22 protein-coding genes are annotated in these 21,068 nt (G+C 44.7%); 18 read left to right on the plus strand and 4 right to left on the minus strand.

The genetic code is table 11. The annotated features are described in order from the left end of the window. The gene (locus P2W84_RS04435; protein WP_276088899.1) at positions 1–672 is read right to left on the minus strand and encodes a PspC domain-containing protein; all 672 of its coding nucleotides are present in this window, start codon (positions 670–672) and stop codon (positions 1–3) included. A gap of 19 nt (positions 673–691) precedes the next feature. Beyond that, positions 692–1,381, minus strand: a complete 690-nt coding sequence (locus tag P2W84_RS04440) for an SDR family oxidoreductase (RefSeq protein WP_276088900.1) — start codon at positions 1,379–1,381, stop codon at positions 692–694. Positions 1,382–1,538: 157 nt separating this feature from the next. Between P2W84_RS04440 and P2W84_RS04445 the strand changes: the two genes are divergently transcribed. The 4 genes from P2W84_RS04445 (at position 1,539) to P2W84_RS04460 (ending at position 5,085) form a co-directional block, all read left to right on the plus strand. Beyond that, the gene (locus tag P2W84_RS04445; protein WP_276088901.1) at positions 1,539–2,273 is read left to right on the plus strand and encodes an ABC transporter permease; all 735 of its coding nucleotides are present in this window, start codon (positions 1,539–1,541) and stop codon (positions 2,271–2,273) included. Further along, positions 2,270–3,022, plus strand: coding sequence for an ABC transporter ATP-binding protein (locus P2W84_RS04450; RefSeq protein WP_276088902.1), 753 nt, complete (start codon positions 2,270–2,272; stop codon positions 3,020–3,022). The genes P2W84_RS04445 and P2W84_RS04450 overlap by 4 nt, the downstream gene beginning before the upstream one ends. A gap of 36 nt (positions 3,023–3,058) precedes the next feature. Further along, positions 3,059–3,946: a class I SAM-dependent methyltransferase gene (locus tag P2W84_RS04455; RefSeq protein ID WP_276088903.1), complete on the plus strand. Its 888-nt coding sequence runs from the start codon at positions 3,059–3,061 to the stop codon at positions 3,944–3,946. Positions 3,947–4,026: 80 nt separating this feature from the next. Continuing rightward, a complete protein-coding gene (locus P2W84_RS04460) occupies positions 4,027–5,085 on the plus strand; it encodes a hypothetical protein (RefSeq protein ID WP_276088904.1) in 1,059 nt (352 codons plus the stop codon). A gap of 75 nt (positions 5,086–5,160) precedes the next feature. On the opposite strand, the gene P2W84_RS04465 is transcribed toward P2W84_RS04460, so the two are convergent. Further along, positions 5,161–5,691: a helix-turn-helix transcriptional regulator gene (locus P2W84_RS04465; RefSeq protein WP_276088905.1), complete on the minus strand. Its 531-nt coding sequence runs from the start codon at positions 5,689–5,691 to the stop codon at positions 5,161–5,163. Positions 5,692–6,037: 346 nt separating this feature from the next. Between P2W84_RS04465 and P2W84_RS04470 the strand changes: the two genes are divergently transcribed. After that, positions 6,038–6,247 (plus strand): hypothetical protein, encoded by a 210-nt coding sequence (locus P2W84_RS04470; RefSeq protein ID WP_276088906.1) that lies wholly within the window; start codon positions 6,038–6,040, stop codon positions 6,245–6,247. On the opposite strand, the gene P2W84_RS04475 is transcribed toward P2W84_RS04470, so the two are convergent. After that, on the minus strand, positions 6,210–6,866 hold the full coding sequence (locus P2W84_RS04475; protein ID WP_276088907.1) for a DUF6266 family protein: 657 nt from the start codon (positions 6,864–6,866) through the stop codon (positions 6,210–6,212). The two genes, P2W84_RS04470 and P2W84_RS04475, sit on opposite strands and share 38 nt — an antisense overlap. Positions 6,867–6,957: 91 nt before the next feature. On the opposite strand from P2W84_RS04475, the gene P2W84_RS04480 reads away from it, so the two are divergent. From P2W84_RS04480 to P2W84_RS04540, 13 genes are all read left to right on the plus strand, one after another. Beyond that, the gene (locus tag P2W84_RS04480; RefSeq protein WP_276088908.1) at positions 6,958–7,923 is read left to right on the plus strand and encodes a M23 family metallopeptidase; all 966 of its coding nucleotides are present in this window, start codon (positions 6,958–6,960) and stop codon (positions 7,921–7,923) included. A gap of 174 nt (positions 7,924–8,097) precedes the next feature. Next, on the plus strand, positions 8,098–8,412 hold the full coding sequence (locus P2W84_RS04485) for a hypothetical protein (RefSeq protein ID WP_276088909.1): 315 nt from the start codon (positions 8,098–8,100) through the stop codon (positions 8,410–8,412). 246 nt (positions 8,413–8,658) lie between these two features. Continuing rightward, the gene (locus tag P2W84_RS04490; protein WP_276088910.1) at positions 8,659–9,258 is read left to right on the plus strand and encodes an RNA polymerase sigma factor; all 600 of its coding nucleotides are present in this window, start codon (positions 8,659–8,661) and stop codon (positions 9,256–9,258) included. A gap of 81 nt (positions 9,259–9,339) precedes the next feature. After that, on the plus strand, positions 9,340–10,611 hold the full coding sequence (locus tag P2W84_RS04495) for a FecR domain-containing protein (RefSeq protein ID WP_276088911.1): 1,272 nt from the start codon (positions 9,340–9,342) through the stop codon (positions 10,609–10,611). A 259-nt stretch (positions 10,612–10,870) separates the two neighbouring features. Continuing rightward, a complete protein-coding gene (locus tag P2W84_RS04500; RefSeq protein ID WP_276088912.1) occupies positions 10,871–14,158 on the plus strand; it encodes a SusC/RagA family TonB-linked outer membrane protein in 3,288 nt (1,095 codons plus the stop codon). A gap of 22 nt (positions 14,159–14,180) precedes the next feature. Continuing rightward, a complete protein-coding gene (locus tag P2W84_RS04505; protein WP_276088913.1) occupies positions 14,181–15,638 on the plus strand; it encodes a RagB/SusD family nutrient uptake outer membrane protein in 1,458 nt (485 codons plus the stop codon). Between the two features lie 57 nt (positions 15,639–15,695). Next, positions 15,696–16,214: a hypothetical protein gene (locus P2W84_RS04510; RefSeq protein ID WP_276088914.1), complete on the plus strand. Its 519-nt coding sequence runs from the start codon at positions 15,696–15,698 to the stop codon at positions 16,212–16,214. Continuing rightward, on the plus strand, positions 16,214–18,760 hold the full coding sequence (locus tag P2W84_RS04515; protein ID WP_276088915.1) for a prolyl oligopeptidase family serine peptidase: 2,547 nt from the start codon (positions 16,214–16,216) through the stop codon (positions 18,758–18,760). The genes P2W84_RS04510 and P2W84_RS04515 overlap by 1 nt, the downstream gene beginning before the upstream one ends. 321 nt (positions 18,761–19,081) lie before the next feature. Continuing rightward, positions 19,082–19,405 carry a hypothetical protein gene (locus tag P2W84_RS04520; protein WP_276088916.1) on the plus strand — a complete coding sequence of 108 codons (324 nt, stop codon included), beginning with the start codon at positions 19,082–19,084 and terminating at the stop codon, positions 19,403–19,405. A gap of 19 nt (positions 19,406–19,424) precedes the next feature. Then, positions 19,425–19,712 carry a hypothetical protein gene (locus P2W84_RS04525; protein ID WP_276088917.1) on the plus strand — a complete coding sequence of 96 codons (288 nt, stop codon included), beginning with the start codon at positions 19,425–19,427 and terminating at the stop codon, positions 19,710–19,712. A 279-nt stretch (positions 19,713–19,991) separates the two neighbouring features. Beyond that, positions 19,992–20,411 carry a hypothetical protein gene (locus tag P2W84_RS04530; protein ID WP_276088918.1) on the plus strand — a complete coding sequence of 140 codons (420 nt, stop codon included), beginning with the start codon at positions 19,992–19,994 and terminating at the stop codon, positions 20,409–20,411. Between the two features lie 112 nt (positions 20,412–20,523). Continuing rightward, positions 20,524–20,661, plus strand: coding sequence for a hypothetical protein (locus P2W84_RS04535; protein WP_276088919.1), 138 nt, complete (start codon positions 20,524–20,526; stop codon positions 20,659–20,661). 76 nt (positions 20,662–20,737) lie between these two features. After that, positions 20,738–21,064, plus strand: a complete 327-nt coding sequence (locus tag P2W84_RS04540; RefSeq protein WP_276088920.1) for a hypothetical protein — start codon at positions 20,738–20,740, stop codon at positions 21,062–21,064. Positions 21,065–21,068 lie beyond the last annotated feature (4 nt).

Consider the following 21,068-nt stretch of genomic DNA (forward strand, 5'->3'; position numbering starts at 1 on the left):
TTATATTTCCTTATTGGTGAAATCCTCTTCCTTCTTTTCAGTCTGTTCCTGTGCCTGCCTCGACTTCCACTCTTCCCAGGCGTTCTTACGCTTTGACTTCATAATGAAACTCACCCCTATCGCCACAAATACAAGCGGCCACAGTTTACTGATGCTGAACCAGAAAGGAACAAAATTAAACTCATTCAACAGGAAGTAAATACCCACAACCAGCAGAAAAAGTCCGCCTACCGTGCGGCCGGTGTCATTATTTTTCTGGTAAGGCTTGAAGTCAAAGGAATTGCTTTCCTGTTTCGGCCCTTCCGGACCCTTTTCCTGTGTGCCCGCCGGGCCCTGCCCCATTTCCGGAGAAGTCCAGCCCTGCTGTCCGTAAGGATATACCGGCTGTTCAGGCATATTGGGTGGCTGCGTATAGGCATTAGGCGAGTTGAAGGGATTTTTGCCCCCGTAAAATTCATTGAATTTGGAAAAACGCTTCGCCGGGTCATTATTTACCGGCACTACGATCCACATCACCAGATATACCAATATCCCGGTCCCCACCAGGAATACGGTAGAAAGCACAAACAGCAAACGGATGATTGTCACATCCACTTCCATATATTCGGCCACTCCCGAACATACCCCTGCCACTACCTTATCATGCTCATTTCTGAATAATCTCTTGTCCATTTTTTATCCTCCTGTCTCTTTAAAACCGTACCGGTCGTATTGTTATCTCATCAACATTTGCGCCATTGCTCATTTTAAGGGCGCCGCAGATCGCCTCGGCAATATCTTCAGGTTGCACAAACCGCTCCTGCGGAATATCAGTGCCCTCCCAGGAAGCTGTCCATGTAGAACCTGGCAAAACAGCCGTTACTTTTACGTTGTATCCGGATAACTCCTCCCTAAATACATCATTAAGACTCAGCAATGCCGTCTTAGTTACAGTGTAACTGCCCGCATTTTCAATGATTTGCCTGCTCGCTACAGAACAAATGTTAAAAATATGCCCCCTGTGCTGCTTGAGCATCATTTTACCAAAAAACTTGCCGGTAAAATAAGCCGCCTTCAGGTTGAGGTCCAGCTGCATTTCAAACTGACTATCGTCTTCATCCAGCACACTGCCGGTATAAAATATACCTGCATTGTTTACCAGCACATCCACGCTTCCCATCTCCCCGGCTACCGCATCACAAAAAGCCAGCACGTCTGCCTTCAGACCAAGATCGGCCGTAAACACAAAAACCCGTCTTCCTGTATGGGCCAGCGCTTCCCTCAGCCCGTCCAGTTCCTTTGCACTCCGGGCACATACTGCCAGGTCGTATCCGTTTTCCGCCAGCTTAAGCGCTATTGCCCGGCCTATTCCCTTCGTTGCACCAGTAACCACTGCATTCATGTTCAAACAGCTAAATTTCCGCAATAATACAAAAAACCCCTATAGGTCAAAACTTTGCCAGAGCAAGATTTGTTTGGAATCCCGGGTGTATCAATATTCAAATTTTATTGTTTCTTTGTAAAACATTGCATCTATAGCATAGCTTAAAACATCAAGCATGAATTTTACCAATTTCGGCAAATACCTTCTGTTATTGAAAGCGGTATTCAGGAAACCTGAAAAATCCAGGATATACATCAAAGTAATGTTCCAGCAAATGAACTTCATTGGTGTCGGTTCCATCGGGCTTATTGCCATCATTTCCACCTTTATCGGTGCGGTAATGACCCTTCAGATCGCCTTCCAGCTTGTCAGCGACTTTGTACCCAAGACCATCATCGGCTCCGTAAACCGCGACTCTACCATACTGGAGCTGAGCCCTACCATCAGTGCCATTGTGCTTGCAGGAAAGATCGGCTCCGCCATTTCTTCAGAGATCGGCACCATGCGGGTGAGCGAACAGATCGATGCGCTGGAGATCATGGGTATCAATTCTCCGGGTTACCTCATCCTGCCCAAGATCATTGCAGGCATTACCATGGTACCCCTGCTGGTCATTATGTCCATGTTCCTCAGTATAGGTGGCGGCTATCTTGGCGGCACACTTTCCGGGGCCGTATCTCCGGCAGATTATGTTACCGGTATCACTACTGATTTCAATCCTTATACCATTACCGTAGCACTGGTCAAAGCCTTCGTGTTCGGCTTCATCATTACCTCTGTACCTGCTTACGAAGGATTCTACGTAAAAGGCGGTGCGCTTGAAGTGGCCCAGGCAAGTACCCGTGCGGTTGTCGTAAGCTGTATCACTATCCTGGCCTGTGATTATATCGTAACCCAGTTATTACTATGATCGAGATCAAGGACATTCATAAATCCTTCGGCAGCAACGAAGTACTCAAAGGCATTTCCGGCAGGTTCGAAGCCGGCGTCACCAACCTGATCATCGGTGGTTCAGGGTCAGGCAAGACAACACTGCTCAAATGTATGATCGGACTGCATCAACCCGAACAAGGCAGCGTGCAGTACGACAACAGGGAATTTACCACCATGAACTTCGAGGAAAAGATCGAGATCCGTAAAGAGATCGGCATGCTCTTCCAGGGCTCGGCGCTGTTCGATTCCATGACCGTTGAGGAGAACATCATGTTCCCGCTGAATATGTTTACCGATCAGAGCCGCAAAGAAAAGCTCGAGCGTGTCAATTTCTGTCTCGAAAGGGTAAATCTGGAAGGAAAGAACAAACTGTTTCCAGCCGAACTGTCCGGTGGTATGAAAAAGCGGGTAGGCATTGCCCGGGCCATTGCGATGAACCCCAAATACCTCTTTGTTGACGAACCTAACTCCGGTCTTGATCCAAAGACCTCTATTGTCATTGACGAACTCATCAAGGAACTTACCGAAGAATATAACACGACAACGATCGTGGTTACACACGATATGAACTCCGTAATGGGTATCGGCGATTATATTCTCTTTCTCCACGAAGGCAAGAAATTCTGGGAAGGCTCAAATAAGGAGATCGCGCATACAGATGTGCAGGAGCTTAACGATTTTGTCTTCGCCAGCCGCTTTATGAAAGCCGCTAAAGACAAATTCTAAACAACCAAAGCTTAACCATACTGACCAATAATTATTATGATAAACCTGCTTACTCCCACACACTGGAAAGACTATGAGCTGATTGATTGCGGAGACTTTGAAAAACTGGAACGCTTCGGCAACCTGGTCCTCTCCAGACCAGAGCCACAGGCCGTCTGGAAAAAGACACTTTCAGAGCAGGAGTGGAAAAAACGCACCCATATCCGCTTTAAAGGACGGTCCGCTACCAGTGGCGACTGGATGAAGACCAGTGCGCAATTGCCAGACCGATGGAATATCAGTTATACCAACGAAGAAGTCAGCATCAGGTTACGTCTTGGTCTTACATCATTCAAGCATGTCGGTGTTTTCCCCGAGCAGGCCGTCAACTGGGACTATATATCTTCCTCTGTCCGCAAATTCAAGGCGGAGAGCCCGAAGGTGCTCAATCTTTTTGCCTATACCGGTGCCGCTTCCCTTATTGCCAAAGCTGCGGGTGCAGATACCACTCATGTGGATTCCATCAAACAGGTGGTCAACTGGGCCAATGAAAACCAGGAACTTTCCGGCCTTAAAGATGTCCGCTGGGTAGTAGAAGATGCCCTGAAGTTCGTGAAGCGCGAACTCAAACGCGGTAAAAAATACAATGGGATTATCCTCGATCCTCCAGCATATGGCCATGGCCCAAACGGCGAAAAATGGAAGCTGGAAGACCATATCCGGGAAATGATGCAGGATGTCGTACAATTGCTCGATGAACAGGAACATTTCCTGATCCTCAATACCTACTCCCTGGGTTTCTCCTCCGTCATTGTCGAAAACCTGGTCAGAACCTCATTTCCCCAGGCAGAGAATCTTGAGACCGGTGAACTTTACCTGCAGGCCAGCTCCGGCGTAAAACTCCCGCTCGGTGTGTTCGGCAAGTTCCGTAAATTCAGGTCTTAAATCTTTTATATTCGTCACAAGAGTGTTATACTTGCAGGACATTAATCCATCATACCACGAGAAATTTAAACCGACACAAAATGAAATTAATTCATCTGGCCGGCATATGCCTGCTCGGCGCAGCCACTTTAGGCGTATTGACCAGTTGCGGACCTGAAGGAAAAGGAGCCGGCAAAGGAAAAACCAGTACTGCAGCAGATACCGCTTCCGGTGAACAGGGGACAGAAAACGATACGCTCGCACTCAGAACCCCTGTAGATACCGCTAAATACAACACCCTGCTGAAGAAACTGGCCAACGGCGACACTACCGGAAAATGGCCGGTAAAAAAACAACCCTATCCACTTGCCGGTGCCATACTTCCGTTTAAACGCATCGTGGTATTTTATGGGAACCTTTACTCCAAAAAGATGGGTGCCCTTGGTGAATATGCCCCTAAGGAGATGCTCTCGCGTCTCAATGCCGAAGTCAAAAAATGGGAAAAGGCAGATCCGTCAACACCGGTACAGCCCGGATTGCACTACATTGCTGTCGTAGCTTCGGGAGAAAAGGGCAAGGCAGGTCTTTACCGTACGCGTATGCCGTTCAAACAGATCGATTCTGTGATGACCATTTCCCGCATGCACAAAAATATGATCGTATTTCTCGATATCCAGGTTGCCCTGGGCAATATCCGCGATGAACTGCCCCAACTGGAACCCTATCTGAAACTTCCCAATGTCCACCTCGGTATCGATCCTGAATTCTCTATGAAGGATGGCACCTTGCCAGGCAAAAAGATCGGCACCTATGATGCGGCTGACATCAACTACTGTTCGGATTATCTGGCCGGGCTGGTAAAAAAGTACAACCTCCCTCCCAAAGTGTTTACCGTGCACCGCTTCACCCAAAAGATGGTCACCAATTACAAGAACATCAAACTGCGTCCTGAAGTACAGATCGTGATGCATATGGACGGATGGGGTGAGCCAGAACTCAAAAAGGGAACCTACCGTCACTTTATCTATTCAGAGCCTGTACAGTTCACCGGCTTCAAACTTTTTTATAAGAACGATCTGAAAAAGGCCCCTAACCGGATGATGACACCGGAGGAGTTACTGAAACTTAAACCTGCTCCGATCTATATACAATACCAATAGTTCTGACTGAACTGATACCGTCATCGCGAGGAGTAATGCGATGACGGTATTTATCCTTCGCTTTTACCGCCCCTTTTATACCAACCGATACAGGTTCCTGTTGCCTTTGTCCGCGCGGCTGACCACAATTCTGTCTTTTCTGGGGGCGCGGCTTAAGATATCTGACACACGAACTGAATCAATGCCAATATCATATCGCATCAACAATTCGTTCGAGATCTCTCTGGCTGTCCTGGGTATTCGCAGATAGTCAGTATCTAATAACAGATCAATGTATTTCGTGTAATTGGGCGTTTCGCTTTCCAGGTATCCCGGATCAATATCCTGGGCCCTTACATAAGAAACGATGCTTTCCCTCAGATCTTCCCTGGCTGGAATGGCCGCCTGAGGATCAGAAAAGTAGTAATGCTTAACCCCGAAAAAATTAGCAATATCCTCCTGTTTATCCAGAGTTATGTTTATTTTTCCAGCTTCAATGGCTGCAATATAAGGCTGATGTACGCCTAATGCTTTTGCGAGATGCTCCTGGGATACATCCGCGGCACGCCGATAGGCCTTGAGCCGCCTGGCATACTCAGATTTAGCATCACTCTTTGATTTCGCCACCCGACAAAATGAAAGATTAATAACATCTTATTTCATAATATATTTTGTATATATCAAGATATTTACTATATTTGTAAAGTCATCGAAAAATAGCTTTGCTGTTTTCTGATGAAGACTAACTTAGAGGGAAAATATAAAAACTGCAGAAAGGTCTTCCGAGGCGTAAGTGGTATTTGCAGCTGAGTTAAAATATGAAAAGGCAGTCGGACAGATTCTTGAATAAATCTTTGGTGTCTCATCCAATTTACCGTCCGCTGCCTTTTCATATTTTATTAAGATTTAAAGGGTAGCCGGGTAAATTCCTGAAAGGCGACCGACCTTAAAACAGGCAACCAAATTATATCTGATGCGGGAATTTCTCATTACGGAACAACTTGAACAGGCAACTGAAGTCTTAAGCAAGCTCCTGCTTTACAACATTGCTTTTGGTGGGGTTGCTCTAAATGATGAGGAACAGGAAAAAATGCTGGAAACTTGTAATGAAATAGCCCTCTCCCTTGAAAGGCTTAGAAACAGGGTTAGCCAGGCACAGTCAGCCTTCCCAGATACTCACTGATACTTTGCCTGTCCCGTTCCTTTGACACAAAGCCGATATACACGTGCACCGTTTTGCCGATGAAGGTGTCGGGAACCTGCAGCTGATAAACACCGTCCTTTCGGAATGGCCCTTCTAATCCAACCTCAATTGCTGTTGAATTTTCTATGTCATAGACCAATACCATCAGTTGATCAAAGTCATCACAGCATTCATCAACCGGCGATTGCCAGGTAAACTGCAAACGCGCCTGCTGGCCTTCCATATCCGGCGGCAGCAGCACAACGCCGGCATCAGCAGCGCCGGGTAAATCTCCGTAACTAAACTTCAGTAAGGCTGCGTCAAAGTAAAAGCCCGACTCATCAGTGACCAGTGCCTCTTTGCGGTTACAGGACACCGCGCCACGATAACCGCCAGTTTTCGTATAGGCATTCTTAAACCCTATCTTTAACAAATCCCTGATCGGGAGCAGATGATCCTGTACCAGCTTGAATTTGGCATGATTCACCTTTTCCGCAGCACTGAAATGCTTTTTAACCGGCATGGCGCGTATGTGCGCTTCACCATTTAAGTAATAGCCGACAACCGGCCCGGCTTTCCCCCTGAACCCCCCAAAAATTCCATTGATTAACTTTCCCATTCAGTAGATGTTTGCCTGATTGGATGCAAGCACCCCAGCAATGTTACCCAAGTGATTGCATTAACCTCGTTCTGATTATGTACCTTAGGTTATGAAAAAATACCTGACGCTAACATTTCTGCTCATTATTGGTGCTAACTACTCCGGTTTCGCGCAAACAGAAAGCGCATCTTCTAAAAACGCTATTGCCAAATTTCAGAAATATTACAACGAGAGCCAGCCAGACAGTGTCTTTAACCTTTTCAGTCCTGAAACTAAAACTGCGCTGCCCCTGCAAAAAACCATTGGATTTCTTGGTCAGCTCAGGAAGAACTTCGGGCTCATTAAACAGGCTACTTTCCTGAGTTATGACAATCAGTTTGCCGTATATAAAACGGAATTGGAAAAAGGCACCATTCAGCTGAGCATCAGCACAGATCAGCACCAGGCTATTACCGGAATATTTGCCAAGCCCTATTCAGAACAAAGTCCGCAGGTGCCGAACACCACCAAAATGAGATTGCCTTTTAAAGGTGAGTGGACAGTATTCTGGGGTGGCGATACAAAAGAACAAAACTACCATGTGGTTGCTAAAATGCAGCGCAACGCATTTGATATGGTCATCAATGGCCTGGACGCAAAAAGCTATAAAACGGATGGTAAAAGCAACGAGGATTATTATGCATTCGGACAAGACCTATCCGCGCCGTGTGACGGAGAAGTCGTTTTCGCCGTTGATGGTGTGAAAGACAATGTTCCCGGTAAAATGAACACGCTGCTCACCCTGGGAAACTCAGTCATGCTCAAGACACCAAACGACGAATACGTCTTATTCGCTCACTTCAAACGAGGCACAGTGAAGGTAAAGCAGGGTGACAAGGTAAAGACCGGTCAAATACTGGGTCAATGTGGCAATTCCGGGAATTCTTCTGAACCCCATTTGCATTTCCACATTCAAAACACAGAAGACTTCAATGAAGCGACCGGCATCAAATGCTTTTTTGAAAAAGTAAAGGTAAATAATGAAGTCAAAACCAATTATTCACCAGTGAAAGGAGATAAAATAAGCGGAGTCTGACTGCTATGCTTTAGGCGCATGCTTCCTCTCTCCTCTCTGAAGGAAGATGGCCGTAGGTCAGAGAGGAGCTGCAGATTCATCACCACCCCTCTCCCTTTGGATTCATCTCTCCCGGAGGCGGAGAGAGGTGAGCAATTGGAACAATAGTGTTAAATTTGTTAAAATAGAGGAATTATGATTATGCAATTGACTACTTACAATTTCACGGCAGTTCTCTCATTGTTTCCCACCGAACAAGGAGGACGGAAGAAATCTGTATATGACCATTACAGGCCTGCCTTTGCATTCAACTCAGTAAATCACTTTTCCGGTGAGGTTACTTTTCCGGAAGTAAAAGAGCTGAAGCCTGGAGGTACTGCAACCGCTAGAGTAAAACTTCTCCCATCAAAACACATCACTCAAACACTGAAGATTGGTGATTCCTTCACCGTTCTTGAGGGAAATAAGGTGGTAGGCTCCGGCGTAATACAACAACTGGAAAAGAACTGAACATTATGCTCTCCTCGGAGAGGAGAGATGGCCGTAGGTCAGAGAGGCGCATTATGCTTCGCATAGCCCGGCACTATCACCATATCTTCATTCGTTACCAATCAGATCTGAATTAGGTACAAATTAGGTCAGCGACCTAATCTGAAGATAATTTGTAGCACGCAAGCAGCAAATATAATTTAGGTTGAACTGCTTCACTTTTGTTATTCAATTATCTACCTTAGCATTAGGGATTCCTGATCGGGCATGAAAACGAAGTATCATAAGTACGAAGACGACCAGCTGGCGGTGCTGTTGCTGGATGGTGACCGGCTTGCTTATGAGGAGGTATACAACCGCTACTTTGGGATCATTTATGCCTTTACCCGAAAAATGCTGCGTAATGACGATCAGGCTGAAGACATGACCCAGGAGATCTTCCTGAGCCTTTACGAAAAATTGGACAGCTTAAAAATCTCTTCAATTAAATCCTATCTGTACCAAAGCGCCAGGTATGCCCTGATCGATTTCTCCCGCAGAAGTAAGACCAGGGCAAGCTACATGGAGGGGCTCAAAGAGTTTGTGGAGCGTGGTGAATGGTCGACGGATGAGGCGGTGATCGAAAATGAGCTCAGGCGACAGATTGAAAAGGAAATCGAAAACCTACCCCCTAAGATGCGCGCCGTATTTGAGATGAGCAGGAAACAATACCTGAGCACAAAGGAAATTTCTGAGCATACGGGCTTATCCGAAGGTACGGTAAGGTTGCAGATCCATCATGCCATTACACGGCTGCGTTCGAAGCTTACGGCTTTCTTCTTCCTGCAGGTAATGACGGCTGTATTATGGCTTAACCGGATTTTTTAAGAGAAATTCAGTTTTTTTTCATAGCTTATATAACATTATCCCTAGCTGTGCGACTACACTTATATTCGGTAGAAAGAATATATGAATCAGGAAGAACTCGACATGCTGCTAGACCGTTACCTCAACGGCACCTGTACTCCGGAAGAGGCCGGGAAGGTAAACAGCTATTTCAATGCGGCAGCCGAAAAAAGCAGCAGCATGGGGCCGGTTCATGATCTTGAGACAAGGAAAGCACGAGTATGGAATTCATTGGGCGTTGAGCGTTCAAGTAAGCCTAAATTATCAATCAGATTAACCTATGCAACCGCCATTGCCGCGGCAGTGGCGACGATTGTATTTGGGGTGTGGCTGTTCAGGTATGAGATTGCTTCGGAAGCTACGCAACCTCGCAATGACGGGTTGGTGGCTAATGATATAGCGCCGGGTAAGTATGGCGCGACGATCACGCTGGCAAACGGGCAAGTGATTCAGTTGGACAGTGCGAAGCGAGGGGTAGTTGTGGGAGAAGAACTGACGTATGACGATGGATCGTCATTGCGAGCCGGCGAAGCGGCGCGGCAATCTCTCACGATACTCACCGCAACCACCGCTAAAGGCCAGACCTACACCTTTACACTACCCGACGGAACAAAAGTCTGGCTGAATGCCGATTCAAAATTGGAGTTTCCGATGCAATTTTCTGGAAAAGAGCGAAGAGTTTTGTTGCGTGGAGAGGGGTATTTTGTAGTTAAGCACAATGCCAGGCAGCCGTTTTTCGTAGAGAGTACGGGTAAGGATGGCAAGGGCCAGGTAGTGGAAGATATCGGAACGGAGTTTAATATAAGTGCCTATGCAGATGATGCCAGTATCAAGACGACGTTGGTAGAGGGAGCAGCATCCGTTTCCCCGCTGCTTAGCGGTTCGTCATTGCGAGCCGGCGAAGCGGCGACTAACCAGGCCCGTCATTCCGACGACAGGAGGAATCTCTTGAATAGCAAAGACAAGAGATCTCTCGCTACGCTCGAGATGACGGGTAAAAGGAACGACTGCAGGGGTAGCGTAACCCTTACCCCTAACCAGCAAGCTACCCTTTCGAACGGCAGCCTTGACGTAAAAACCGTCAACGCAGAGGACGCAGTGGCTTGGAAGGATGGCAAATACCGGTTTGAAAATGCAAGCTTAGAGGAAGTAATGCGGCAGCTGGCGCGTTGGTATAACATAGAAGTACAGTATGACGGTCCGATACCGGAGCGCCGGTTTAGCGGCGGTATAGACCGCAGGTCTAACCTCTCCACAGCCATCGCGATCTTAAAAAACCTGGATATCAGCTTCGAGCTGAAAGGCAGGACAATAACCATAAGAAATCATTCTTGAATAAACCCATATACTAACCAAAACAAACAAAAATGAAAAGACAACAGCGAACGGAAACTTAAGGATGATTCGGAAGGCTTGTATATAAAAAAAGCCGGATAGTGAGTCGAAGCACTAGCCGGCAGATGATTGAGCCAACCGTAAAAACAATTGTGCAGACAACATTTTTTATCAACTCAACCAAACCAAAGGTATGAAATTAAATACTTTAAACCTTGGCGTGCCGTTTCCGCGACCGCCAAAACAACTGCTGTTAATTATGAAGCTCACCACTTTCATATTAATGCTGGCCCTGGCACAGGTAAGTGCAGCGGGCTTTGGACAGACCGTCACGCTGAATGAAAAAAATACGCCTATTGAAAAAGTGCTACTCAAAATCCGCCAGCAAAGCGGTTATGAATTTATTTACGATGTAAAAGACCTGAAAAGGCAAAAGGTAAGTTTGAAGCTCACCAATGCTTCCATTGAAGAAGCCGTTAAGGGCTCGTTGGAAGACCTTCCAATCACCTACACGATTCTGGACAAAAACATTGTGCTCAAGAAAAAGGAAGCTTCGTTTATTGATAACATCATTGCCCGATTTCGCGCGATTGATGTCCGGGGTAGAATCCTGGATGAAAATAACCAGCCTTTGGCCGGGGCGACGATAAGTGTGAAAGGGAAAGAGCAGCAGGCTAAGACTGATGCGCAGGGTAATTTTTACCTGCAGAATGTGGACGAGAAGGCCACGCTGGTGATTTCTTTTATTGGGTATAAGACAAGGGAGATTTTGGCTAAGGAAGATTTGGGGATATTGTTATTGAAGTTAGAGGATAATTCTTTAGATCAGGTGCAAGTGATTGCTTATGGAAAAGTACAGGCAAAATATACAACCAGCAACATTGTTTCTATACCAGGTGAAAAACTTGCACAGCAGCCGTTAAGTAACATTTTACTTGCAGCACAGGGACGTGTACCGGGTTTATTCATACAGCCACAGAACGGTTTGAATACAGGAACAATAGACGTCACTGTGCAGGGAAGAAATAGCCTGAACAATGGCAATCAGCCCTTTTATGTTATCGACGGAGTACCTTTTACTCCGAATTCTTTACTGGCACAGTCGGGCATTGCCGGATCAATTACCTCGGGGGCAGGGATGAGCAATTTGAGTTTTTTAAACCCCAGTGAAATAGAGAGTATTACTGTATTGAAAGACGCCGATGCCACTGCCATTTATGGCTCTCGTGCCGCGAATGGAGCAATTCTCATCACTACCAAAAAAGGAAAAGCAGGAAAAACTAAAGTCGATCTGAATTTGCAGAGTGGCTGGGGAAAGGTAGCCAACAGGGTAAAGGTATTGAATACAGATCAATACATTGCGATCAAGAAAGAGGCATACGCTAATAATAACAATCAGCCGATACCCGCGAGCGCCATAGATATAAACGGCACCTGGGACCCTAAAAGAAGCGTAAACTGGCAGGAGGAACTGGCAGGAGAAACCGCTCAGTTCCAGAACTTTCAGGGATCGCTTTCAGGCGGCTCCGACCGCACCCAGTTCCTTGCAGGCGTAGGCTATATTAGGGAGACACCAGTATTTAAAGGCAACTTCTCCAATGTAAAGACCAGTGTTAACTTTAATGTGAACCACTCATCCGTAGACCAAAAATTCAGGTTCTTCCTTTCAGCCAGTTATTTAGAAGGTAACAATCAGCTGCCGACAGAAGATATCACCGGGCGCGCACTCACGATGGCTCCAAATGCGCCTGATTTATATAATTCGGATGGTACTATTAATTGGGCACCGGTGCCCAACGTGCGACCCTTTCAATCAATAGACCCAAATCCAGCTGCCAGCCTGTTAAAACGCTATACCAATAAAGCAAGTAATTTGGTTGCAAATTCGAGTTTAGGCTACGAGATCATGCCTGGATTGATCATAAAGTCAACATTTGGTTACAACAACCTTCGAAATGACGAAGTCTCTATCGCACCTTTTGAATCCCTGCTGCCGGAAGACAGATTTTACGGTCAGAAGCCATTTGCAACCTTTGGTGACAGGAGAATCAAATCATGGATCATTGAACCGCAGGCAACATATACAAGAACCTTTTCCTTTGGAACGTTCGACGCGCTGCTGGGAAGTACCTTCCAAAGCACAGATAACTACGCGCTGACACTACGGGGTTCAGACTACAGCAATGACCTGCAACTTACAGATTTTAATGCAGCAGGTGCGAAAACCACTTCAGCATCTTTGCAGTCTACTTATAAATACAGTGCAGTATTTGGGCGTTTTAACTATCGGGTCAAAGACCGCTATATTCTAAACCTGACCGCACGAAGAGATGGAAGCAGCCGATTTGGTTCCCGAAATCTTTTCCATAACTTTTATTCAGCAGGTGGTGCCTGGATTTTTACAGAAGAAGATATCGTCAAACAGTTTGCACCTATTGTAAACTTTGGAAAGCTCCGGGCCTCTTATGGCACCACCGGTAACGACCAGATCGGAGATTATACCTTCTATACCCTTTATAACAGTATGGGCAACATCACGGCCCCGTACTTAGGAGTAGCCCCGCTGGCACCAGGAGGATTACCTAACCCCTATTTGGAGTGGGAAGAGACTAAGAAACTAAATTTCGGTATCGATATCGGGCTATGGGAGAGCAAAATAGTGGCAACGGCCAATTACTTTAGAAACCGGTCCTCAAACCAGCTGTTAAATCAAAGTTTGTCCATTGTGACAGGTCCGGGATTCATTACCAGAAACCTGCCTGCTATAGTTCAAAATACAGGATGGGAATTTAATCTGCAATATGAACCTGTAAAACGTAAGGACTTCCATTGGCAAGGTTCGGTGAACATCACCCTGCCAAAAAATAAGTTGATCAGGTACGATAATTTAGATAAAAGCAACGACAGAAATAACTATGTGATCGGACAACCTATTAACGTGATCAGACTATATTCCTTTGTCGGTGTAAATCAGCAGACAGGTATTTACGACTTTAGAAATGCAAAAGGTGAAGTTACTTCAGCACCTTCAGAGTCTACAGACAGAAACATCTTCCTGACAACAGATCCAAAGTGGTATGGAGGATTTAACAACAGCTTTAGCTACAAGGGCATCAATCTCGATCTATTTTTCAATTTCGTAAGCCAATGGGCAGCAAATCTTAAGTATCAGGCATTCCCTTATTCTCAGTTCAATTCGAACTATACAGTCAGTGTATTAGACCACTGGAAAAATCCGGGTGACAATAAACCCATACAAATGGTAAGCAGCAATTTCGGCAAAGTTTTAGGGCCATATAACGCCGCAAAAGCAAGTGACGCTGCTTATGATAAAGTTACCTATGCCAGGTTAAACAATGCGACGCTATCTTACAACTTCAGCAGTGAGCTCACAAGGCGCATACACATCTCCAATGCAAGATTATATGTTCAGGGCCAAAACTTGTTTATGATCACAAATTTCAAGAATGGTGATCCAGGAGTTCCCTCAACAGCCAATATCGGGTTAATGCGCATGTATACAGTCGGCACGCAAATTACTTTTTAGTTTCACTCCAATTCCAATGAAAATGAAAGCATCTCAATATACACCAATACTTTTCTTATTACTTCTTAGCTTAAATATAACCAGCTGTAAGAAGTTTATTGAAGTAGATCCACCGGCTACAAGCATTAACGAGGGCAATGTCTACGAAAATGATGGAACTGCCATTTCAGCGGTCATCGGGATATACACTGATATCTCTATTAATGATTTTGCAGGTATGTTTTCTTACTTCCCGGAGTTGTCAGCCGACAACCTGACATTACTTAACACAAATCAAATTCAGTACAGCGGGTATTATCTAAATGACCTCCTTGCAGGTGATAATGGAGAAACAAAACCCTGGGCCAGAATATACCCGGAGATATTCACCTGCAACGCGGCAATAGAGGGGTTAAACCGGAGTAGCACGCTCACCCCTACAGTGAAGCAAAATCTGTTGGGGCAGGTATATTTCCTGAGAGCCTTCTTTTATTTCTATTTGACTAACTTTTATGGTGATGTACCACTGGCACTAACTACAGACTACACTGTAAATAATAGCCTAAAGCGTGCATCTGCAGATCAAGTAAACAGCCAAATCATTGATGATTTACAGCGGGCCAAGTCACTTCTTCCAGAAGGATATTTAACTGGAGATATGAAGACTGTCTTCGGTGCAAATGGCCAACGCGTTGTTGCTAACAGATTTGCTGCATCTGCTCTGTTGGCGCGCGTCTATCTGTACCAAAAAGATTTTGCGAATGCTGAACTAATGGCTTCAGAGGTTATTGCACAGTCAAGTCTTTACTCATCCGCGATTCCGCTCGACCAGATATTCCTAAAAGACAGTAAGGAGACAATATTCGCATTACAACCGGCAACAGCCAAAACCAATTCTGGTGAAGCCGAACTTTATGTATTGCGTAAAGGTGAGCCTGCAGTAAATACCGCCCGATCTTCTTTCCTTACACCAGCATTTATGGATGCATTTCAAACAGGTGACCAACGAAAAGCTGCATGGATCGGCATGATTGAAAATCAGGGCGTTCTTTATCCTTACCCTGCTAAATACAAGGCATTATTTAATACCAATTTCACTGAACAATCGATACTTATTCGTCTCGGAGAAATATATTTAATTCGCGCAGAGGCTAGGATTCAGCAGAATAAAGTAGCCGATGGCGTTTCCGATCTGAATGTATTACGTGAACGTGCCACTGATAAGTCCGAAACAAATGCAAGCCTACGACTCAAGCCTCTGGCAACCTCTTTGTCTAAAGAGGAGGCTATTTCCGCATTGAACTATGAAAGGCGCGTGGAGCTGTTTTCAGAATGTGGTCACCGGTGGTTTGACTTACGGCGTACGGGACAACTTGATGCGGCTATGATAGCTGCCAATAAAGGGGGCACTTGGGCGGGTTTCAAAGCATTTTACCCACTTCCCTCCAATGAAATAGTTTTAAATCCAAATCTTACCCAAAATACTGGATATACCAATTAACTAACTATGCTAAGGGCAAAGCGCTATTTGAACTTTGTCCTATTTAATCGATAAGGAATGAAAAGAATTATTGTTGCCTTAATTTGGCTGGCCCCTCTTTTTGCTAGTGCACAGGATGCCACAAAAAACAATTCGCAAAAAGATGATAAATATCTAGATCAGCTGAATGTAAAGATTGCAAAGGCAAATAAGGAAAATAATTGGAATGACGTGGCGAGATTCGAATTTGAAAAAATTGACAAATATGGCATGGACACTACCGCAATGGGCAGAGGTTTTTTCAATAACATGGTCTATTCTACAGTATTCAAAAATGTGGAAGATACGGCTGTACTGAGAAAAGCAGCCGATTTAATGAACTATGTGAATGAATTGGAGAAGCACGATAACTGGACCTATATAGACACCTATGCAAGCCTTCTTTATAAGGCAGGGAAGAAGAATGCGGCACTTGCCGCCGAAACAAAAGCGGCTGATGTTGCAAAGCGTCAAGGGAAGACAAATGACGTCCAATTCTGTATGAAAATGATTGAGCGAATGAAACGAAATGAACTGATCTGGAAAGATTTGAAATAATGAAAAAAGCCTTATCCTTAATTCTATTCTTATTTGGCTGGCAGATTTCCTTCTGCCAGTATAAACCATTGCTTACTTTAGATTCCTATAAGAGCTGGAATTATGTCAGCGGTGGTGATTTAAGTTTAAATGCAAAATACGCGCTGTTTATTGAGACTTTACGCGGAGAAGGAAAAACAGCCTTGTATGTGAAATCAACCTCTGGCAAACTAGTCAGTACACGGCCTGGTGTTGTCCAGGCAGAATTTTCCTCGGACAGTAAATTCGTTATAGAAACACTGCCAGGCGATAGCTTGTCGCTGCTCAATATATCTTCCAATAAATACATTGATGTTCCGGACGTTTCAAGTTACGAACTACGAAAATGGAATAATGTTCAAAGGATATTTTGCAGATCCAAAGGCGGGGGCCTACGGATAATTGATTTTGAGGGGAGGGCGGTTTTGCAGATCGATCAGGTTACTGAATATCAGATTCCTGATGAAGGAACCGTGTTATACGCCATTTGCAAAGATAGTGCTGCTGATCAAGATAATCTGGTAAGGATAGATGCGCATAGTGGTAAGAGAGATCTTCTTTATAGGGATTACAGGCTATCTGGCCTTATCCTAAGTGAGGATGGATCAAAGCTGGCATTTCTACCCAGTAAGAGTAATCTGCTGGGTTATTATCAATCTGGCATGACAACAGCTGAGGTAATACCCGTCAGCGGTGAATTGAAAGTATCTACCGACAGATATTGGTCATTTAACAGAGATGGATCACAGCTCCTTTTTACGCTAGTGAAAAATGCACTGAACGAGAAAAACAACAATAACCTGAATTTAGAGATATGGAGTTATGAGGACCGTTACCTGCAAAGCTACAGTAACCGACAGGCGGCAAGCAGTGCAGACATTCATCATTGTCTGACAGCTTTGAATCTGTCCAGCAAACAATTTCGCCAGCTGACCAATGATAATCAGATCATATTGCCTTCCACATTCAGTCCGCTTAAGAGCGATTACTGTATTGTTCAATTGCAATCAAAAACCTTCACTTACTTTTTGTGTAATCTAAGGACGGGCGAATTGACAGCATTGAAGGAAAATACTGACGTACCTCATTATCGCTGGTGGGTTTCTCCGCTTGAGAAATATATAGTCTATTACGATTATGATGAAGGAAATTATTTTAGTTATTGTATTGAAGATAGACAGAAAACGAACATTTCAAAGGACATAATGGGTCAGCTGTTAAACTATCTGAAACTTCACTATCCTAATCGTTATAATTACCCGCTTGGAGTTCTGGGCTGGACAAAGAATGATAGGAGTTTGTTGATTCAGGGAACGTATGATATCTGGCGTGTGGACCCGCAAGCGATGCAACAACCTGTAAACCTTACAAACGGACAGGGAGAGAGAGAAAGAACTGTTTTCCGTCCGGCGTTTGAAGATTTTGATGCAAACAGTGAAATACCCCTGACAGCCTTTGATACCCGTACTAAAGACTATGGATTTTATAAGTTGATACAAGGTGCCAAAATGCAACTTGAAAAGTTATCTATGCAAACCTGCTATCTGGCGGAAGTTTACGAACCTCTTAGAACACCCTACTTGAGCGGAGGGCATAAAGGTTTTTTACTAAATGTGGAACAATCCGCTCATGCACCGAACTACTTTTTCAGTAAGGATCTCAGGAGTTTTACACCGATCTCAAATGTGCAACCAGAATTGCATTGGAACTGGATCAGGGCGGAGCTGCATACTTACAAGGATAGTTTAGGAAATACGCTGCAAGGACTGCTGTACAAGCCTGAGAATTTCGACCCAGAAAAGAAATATCCTGTTGTGTTTGGGGTATATGAATTTCAAAGTAATCACCTCAATTCATTTCTTAGTCCGGACCCCGCCGGAGCCATGTTCGGGATACCCTGGATGGTGAGCAATGGATATCTTGTTTTTCTGCCGGATATTAAGGCTGTTCCAAGATATGGAGGTGATGGCCTAACCAGGTGTATCATTGCCGGTGCCGATCATCTGTCGCAGTTCAACTGGGCGGACACTGCTAGGATGGGTATAGCCGGACACAGTGTTGGCGGATTTGTCACCAACTACGCCATCACACACTGCAGTAGGTTTAAGGCTGCTTTATCTGGTGCCGGAATTAGTAATATGATCACTGCGTCCACGGATCTCTGGGCTGACGGTACTGTGAAACAGGAGTTTCTGAAAGACGCAGTGTATATGATGGACGTCAACATGTCCGATGATATATCCGCATATGTTAGAAACTCACCAATCTTGTATGCCAAAAATGTTACCACTCCGCTTCTGCTCTTGCACAATGATCAGGATGGCAATGTGCGCTTTGAACAATCGAGATCGTTTTTTATAGTTCTTCGCAGTTTAAATAAGGTTTGCTGGTGGTTGAATTATAAGGGTAAGGCTCATCAGCTTTTAGACAGTCAGGATGTGATTGACTACAACATTAAAGTGATGGATTTTTTTAATCATTACCTAAAGGGAACGTCAATGCCCGACTGGATGAAGGAACATATATAACCTTTTTTCTTACTTTTCTTCAATAACATTGAGAGCGTTAGTTCGGTAGTGGCTGATCTGATCCATAAAGACACGGCCTATAAGGTATTGATGATTTAAGATTATTAACAAGTAATAAACCAGGCGTTTCGACCTCGCCTACGCACGTTCTTTGACATTTCGTATAGTTAACGGGTTTTCTATGCCTTAGACGAGCCATTTTGATTTGCTGTAGTTTACAGCTGGCAATGTGGGTGTTCTTGCATGATAACCCCGAAACTATACATAATTACAGGGGTAAGTTTACCCTCTAGGTCGTCACTTTACATTATAATAATTGATATGACAGAACAAGAAAATATGGCTGCGGCCTTTATGGGAGGCAGGAATGCCCACATTTATACTAAAGAGATTGATATGGATCTTACCGACGTAGAGTTGTCGGAAATGATTTTTAAGGACACCGGTAAAGTTCCGCAGGAGGATTCGGTTTACCTGTTTCTGACGCACGGCAATGCGGATGGCCAGGTAGTGATCCTAAAACCGAAATCGGATGGTGATGAAATGCTGATATTGGAGTGCCGGACGGTTCCGGAAATGCGTAAGCATATAGGTTCCGTAATGGGCCGGGAGCAGTTGCTGCGAGAGGTGTTTAAAGAAGAATAAGATAAAGGAAATATCAAAAATGACAACATTAAATAAGCCACGAGTTATAAAGTCAATCAAGGCATTGAGCTTAACCAAAAAGCTAAGGCTTTGTGCGGAATTGAACGTCTATATCGCAGGTAATGCTGCCGGAAGCCTTGAAAAACTGGCTACGCAATGCGGGATTACTGTAGCGCTCGCCAGTGACCTAATGGCCTACATGCATGATGAACTAAAGTGCCCGATAGGTTACAGTGAAGAAAGGCAGACTTATTATTATACAAGGCCCGGCAGGTTATTCATTGGGTTTCAGCCGGAAGCTGAATGATGATGATAGGAGAAACTAACAAATATTTTCATCCGCAGTTGTGTACCACTTGAACATTTACCTACTTTAACATCGAGAGCGTCAATTTGATAGCGGGTCATCTGAGTCCACGGAGTGGAGGGGATGCCCGCTATTCTTATTAAGACATCTAAAATGATCTTCCCAACTACTACTTTATGCCTGCTCAGCAGTATTACGGTTGAAATGGTCTGAGCACTATAAAATTCACCTCTGCTGTCCGTCTATTTCAATCGTAAACAAAAACTAACGACAAACCATATGACAGTTTCCGGGGCACTGATTGCGCTAATGCAGCGGTACAATTTGAATAAAAATGAGTTAGCGGAGGTACTCAAGGTAAGTTCCCATTCCATGCGAGCGATTTTTAAGGAGGAAAAGGAACTGAGCTTTCTGATGGGGCTTCGGTTGCTGAAGCATTTTGGGTTATCTGCCGATGAGTTTGCCGGGTTGCTCAGCGAGAAGGAGTTTGGCAGGGAAGAATTGAGCGTGATCCGTTATTGGGAGAAGTTAGAGCTGAGGCGGGCTTATGAAACGCCAGGGCAGCCGCTGACTGCACAAAGCATCAGGATGTTGCCAGGTAAATATTTACTGGCGGCATTAATGGAAAAGATCCAGGACAACGAGGATTTAAAAAGGATGACGGAGCGGTTTGCAAGTGGAGAAGAAAATTTGGTCTAGGTAGGTGATGCTTTGATGGTGACTGGTGTATATTCGTAAACGAACTCGTGTTCATCGACAGAGATTTTGCAAATCAATCCGTTCTTATTAACTTCCCCATAAAATCTAAATTATGTTTAGCTCTCTTTGTATGATCTTTCTCGGCATCATGATGAAGTTCTCCACTCCAGGAGATGGCTGGTATAAGGCTGCCAAGTATGCAAATTACTTCATTATTGGCGGTGTAATTTTACTGGTGCTGGATATGTAAACACTTAGCTAAGTGCAGGTGGGAAAGCTTTGGGCATATAAATACCTTTGGATTTCATTAAAAAACTGAAATCTGTATGGAACAAATCAAGAGTAAAAGCGGTCGGAAGCACCGCAATGACAAGGAAGTATTTGAGGCTTTGGAAGAGTTTGGGGACTTAAGCATCACTGAGTTTTGTGAGCTGTTTGAGATCTCGGAGTCGACGTATCACAACTGGCAGCAGAAATACAGGGTAATGAAGGAAACAATGGACGAGGGTGTGTTTATGCGCTACAAGGATGAAGCGTTGCTGACAGCTGGTGAGCCGTTACGACTAGAGGTTTCGATGCCCGACGGGCGGACAATCCGGATGTATGGGGCAGTGGAAATTGAGTTGATCAAGTTATTAACCCAGGTAAGTTAAAGGT

The organism is Pedobacter sp. JY14-1, assembly GCF_029269825.1.
In the GTDB taxonomy this organism is placed as follows: Bacteria; Bacteroidota; Bacteroidia; order Sphingobacteriales; family Sphingobacteriaceae; genus Pedobacter.

Coding starts and splice junctions, on each gene's coding strand:
- P2W84_RS04480 (WP_276088908.1), top strand. CDS start 6,958: ATGAAAAAATACCTGACGCTAACATTTCTGCTCATTATTGGTGCTAAC.
- P2W84_RS04470 (WP_276088906.1), top strand. CDS start 6,038: ATGCGGGAATTTCTCATTACGGAACAACTTGAACAGGCAACTGAAGTC.
- P2W84_RS04530 (WP_276088918.1), top strand. CDS start 19,992: ATGACAGTTTCCGGGGCACTGATTGCGCTAATGCAGCGGTACAATTTG.
- P2W84_RS04440 (WP_276088900.1), bottom strand. CDS start 1,381: ATGAATGCAGTGGTTACTGGTGCAACGAAGGGAATAGGCCGGGCAATA.
- P2W84_RS04510 (WP_276088914.1), top strand. CDS start 15,696: ATGAAAAGAATTATTGTTGCCTTAATTTGGCTGGCCCCTCTTTTTGCT.
- P2W84_RS04475 (WP_276088907.1), bottom strand. CDS start 6,866: ATGGGAAAGTTAATCAATGGAATTTTTGGGGGGTTCAGGGGGAAAGCC.
- P2W84_RS04505 (WP_276088913.1), top strand. CDS start 14,181: ATGAAAGCATCTCAATATACACCAATACTTTTCTTATTACTTCTTAGC.
- P2W84_RS04485 (WP_276088909.1), top strand. CDS start 8,098: ATGATTATGCAATTGACTACTTACAATTTCACGGCAGTTCTCTCATTG.
- P2W84_RS04495 (WP_276088911.1), top strand. CDS start 9,340: ATGAATCAGGAAGAACTCGACATGCTGCTAGACCGTTACCTCAACGGC.
- P2W84_RS04500 (WP_276088912.1), top strand. CDS start 10,871: ATGAAGCTCACCACTTTCATATTAATGCTGGCCCTGGCACAGGTAAGT.
- P2W84_RS04460 (WP_276088904.1), top strand. CDS start 4,027: ATGAAATTAATTCATCTGGCCGGCATATGCCTGCTCGGCGCAGCCACT.
- P2W84_RS04515 (WP_276088915.1), top strand. CDS start 16,214: ATGAAAAAAGCCTTATCCTTAATTCTATTCTTATTTGGCTGGCAGATT.
- P2W84_RS04490 (WP_276088910.1), top strand. CDS start 8,659: ATGAAAACGAAGTATCATAAGTACGAAGACGACCAGCTGGCGGTGCTG.
- P2W84_RS04445 (WP_276088901.1), top strand. CDS start 1,539: ATGAATTTTACCAATTTCGGCAAATACCTTCTGTTATTGAAAGCGGTA.
- P2W84_RS04540 (WP_276088920.1), top strand. CDS start 20,738: ATGGAACAAATCAAGAGTAAAAGCGGTCGGAAGCACCGCAATGACAAG.
- P2W84_RS04520 (WP_276088916.1), top strand. CDS start 19,082: ATGACAGAACAAGAAAATATGGCTGCGGCCTTTATGGGAGGCAGGAAT.
- P2W84_RS04455 (WP_276088903.1), top strand. CDS start 3,059: ATGATAAACCTGCTTACTCCCACACACTGGAAAGACTATGAGCTGATT.
- P2W84_RS04435 (WP_276088899.1), bottom strand. CDS start 672: ATGGACAAGAGATTATTCAGAAATGAGCATGATAAGGTAGTGGCAGGG.
- P2W84_RS04535 (WP_276088919.1), top strand. CDS start 20,524: ATGTTTAGCTCTCTTTGTATGATCTTTCTCGGCATCATGATGAAGTTC.
- P2W84_RS04450 (WP_276088902.1), top strand. CDS start 2,270: ATGATCGAGATCAAGGACATTCATAAATCCTTCGGCAGCAACGAAGTA.
- P2W84_RS04525 (WP_276088917.1), top strand. CDS start 19,425: ATGACAACATTAAATAAGCCACGAGTTATAAAGTCAATCAAGGCATTG.